Origin of the sequence: Arthrobacter sp. (assembly GCF_030540645.1) — a bacterium.
Classification (GTDB): domain Bacteria; phylum Actinomycetota; class Actinomycetes; order Actinomycetales; family Micrococcaceae; genus Specibacter.
Map to the genome: position 1 here is coordinate 1 of NZ_JAUNVV010000150.1, position 2,684 is coordinate 2,684.

3 protein-coding genes are annotated in these 2,684 nt (G+C 62.9%); 2 read left to right on the top strand and 1 reads right to left on the bottom strand.

The annotated features are described in order from the left end of the window. Nucleotides 1–959, top strand: a 959-nt coding sequence (locus Q4P21_RS16080) for a cation-translocating P-type ATPase (protein WP_303389727.1), incomplete at its 5' end; no start/stop codon positions are given. Here Q4P21_RS16080 and Q4P21_RS16085 read toward each other — a convergent pair. Then, complete coding sequence (locus Q4P21_RS16085) at nucleotides 933–1,991, bottom strand: DMT family transporter (protein WP_303389728.1); 1,059 nt, start codon at nucleotides 1,989–1,991, stop codon at nucleotides 933–935. The two genes, Q4P21_RS16080 and Q4P21_RS16085, sit on opposite strands and share 27 nt — an antisense overlap. Before the next feature lie 72 nt (nucleotides 1,992–2,063). Between Q4P21_RS16085 and Q4P21_RS16090 the strand changes: the two genes are divergently transcribed. Continuing rightward, nucleotides 2,064–2,651: a CGNR zinc finger domain-containing protein gene (locus tag Q4P21_RS16090; RefSeq protein WP_303389729.1), complete on the top strand. Its 588-nt coding sequence runs from the start codon at nucleotides 2,064–2,066 to the stop codon at nucleotides 2,649–2,651. The last annotated feature ends 33 nt before the right edge of the window (nucleotides 2,652–2,684 follow it).

Sequence of the window (2,684 nt, forward strand, 5' to 3'; positions counted from 1 at the left end):
TGGAGGACACCCGCACCGTTGACACGATCGTGCTGGACAAGACAGGCACCGTCACCGAGGGCAAGCTGAGCGTGGTCGACGTCGTGCCCCTCACCCAGGTGCCGGCCGCGGACGTCCTGCGCCTTGCAGGAGCCGTGGAATCCCACAGCGAGCACCCCATCGCCCATGCCATCGCCGCCCATGCAGCAGACGCGGGGACGTTGCCCGAAGTCACTGACTTCACGTCCTCACCCGGTGGCGGTGTACGCGCCGGCAGCGAAGGCCGCACGGTCTTGGCAGGCCGAGCCGGCTGGTTGGAAGAAAACCATGTCGTCCTGACCGCCGAAGCCAAATCCGCCCTCATCGAACAGCAACAGCGCGGAACAACGGCCATCTGGGTGGCTGTTGACGGTGAGGCTGTGGGGCTGATCGCACTCAAGGACACCATCAAGGCAGGGTCCGGGGCCGCCATCAGCAGGCTGAAGGAACTTGGCTTGCGACCCATCCTGCTCACGGGCGACAACTTGGCCGTGGCACTCCAAGTGGCTGCAGCCGTCGGGATTGCAGCCGAGGACGTCCATGCGGAGGTGCTGCCCGAAGGCAAGGTTGCGGCTGTTGCACAGTTGCAGGCTGACGGAGCCACCGTGGCCATGGCTGGCGACGGCGTCAATGACGCAGCGGCACTGGCCCAGGCCGACCTCGGAATCGCCATGGGTTCAGGCACGGACGTGGCCATCGAGGCTGCCGACTTGACGGTCATGGGCAACGATCTGGGTCAGGTGGCCACGGCCATTGCGCTTTCACGCAAGACGCTCGGAACCATCAAGACGAACTTGTTCTGGGCCTTCTTCTACAACGCCATAGGCATTCCCGTGGCCGCCCTTGGCCTGCTCAACCCCATGATCGCAGGTGGCGCCATGGCCGCCAGCTCGGTGCTGGTGGTGGCCAACTCGCTAAGGCTGCGGCGTTTCGGCCGGTAGTGGTCCTGCCGACTCAAGCTCCACCATGTCAATGTCTACCGCGTAGGACGGACCACGCCGGGGCCATCCACGCAATTCATCCAGCCGAACAAGGACCACACCGAACATGATGGCAACGCCTCCCATCAGCTGGATGGCACGCGGCAGCTCGCCCAGCAGGAGCCACGCCCAAATCACGGCAAAGAGAACCTCAAACAAGGCCACAAAGGACGCCACCTTCGAGCCGAGTCCGCGCGTGGAAACGATGCCCACGAGGTAGGCAAGGACTGTGGTGACCAGCACCAGACCCAGCACGGGGACCAACCAGTGGACCTGCACTCCTGCGAAGACTGGACTGCCAAAGGCGAAGGCCATCGGCAGCAGTCCCGTCACGCCCAACCCGATGATCATCGCGGCACCGGCCACCATCCCACCTCCGGCCATGAGGATGGGTGGGACGTTATCGCCGGAGCGAGCGGACATCACAAAATAGACTGCCGAGCACACAGCCGCCGCCAGCCCCCAGAGGATCCCCTCGACACTGACCTTCTGGCTTCCGGCCAAGTCAAGCACCAGCACCAGTCCGGACATGGCGCTGACGGCTCCGATGACTGTCAGTATCCGCGGCCGTTGGCGGGTGCTCAGCCAAACCCAGCCGACCAGCAGTACCGGCGAGAGGTACTCCAGCAGCAGCGCCACACCCACGGAGAGGTGCTGGACGGCGTTGAAGTAGAACAGCTGGCACAGGGCGATGGGCACAATGCCATAAATGGCAATTCGCCCCAGTGAACCCTTCACCTCAGACCAGCGCCGCACAAGAGTGATGATCACGGGTATCAAAAGGACGACGGCGGCGCCGCCAATGCGGACTGCCACGGCGGCGCCGGGTGACCAGCCAATGTCGAACAGCGACTTGGCAAAAGGGCCCGACAGGGCAAAGGCGGCTGCTGAGACAAACGCCAGCAGCAGAGCCGGAGAGGCCATCGCCTTCCGCGTTGCACTAGCAGGCATTGCAGTAGCAGATGCGAGGGGCGGGTTTTTTGCAGTGGTCATGAATGTTCCGTATGTCAGCAGTGATCAGCGTTAGACTAATGACATTACGCCCTAGGAATGTCAGGAGTCAATATGGTCTTTAGTCATGACACGGAGGTGGCCCTGCTCTCTGCCGTCAACCTCATCAATACCGCACCGAGCACAGTGGCCGTTGACGGGAGCATTTCTGGGCCTGACTCGATGGCCACAGTGGCGGAGCTTGACGATTTTGTGGTGCGCGAACAATTTACCGGTTCACGTGAGCACTCACCCACTGAAGTTGCAGCCGTGCGGGACATGCGTGCAGAACTGCGCACCATCTTCACCGCAGATGAGGACACGGCTGCGGAAATGGTCAACAATCTCCTGTCCCGCGCACACGCACTGCCGCAGCTCGTCAAGCATGACCAGTGGGACTGGCACCTTCATGCCACGGCCCCCGCCGCGCCTCTCGCGCAGCGCATGGGAGTGGAAGCCGCAATGGCCCTGGTGGACGTGATCCGGGCCAAGGAACTGTGCCGCCTGAAGGTCTGCGAAGCCCCTGACTGCTGCGCCATGGTCATCGACCTGTCTAAAAACCGCTCGCGGCGGTATTGCGATACCGGCAATTGCGGCAACCGTGCCCACGTGGCCGCATACCGCCGTCGTCAATCAGCCCTGGGCGCCGCGGGCCACGCTTAGCAAAATCGAAAGGGGAGCAGTTGCCAATGTTTT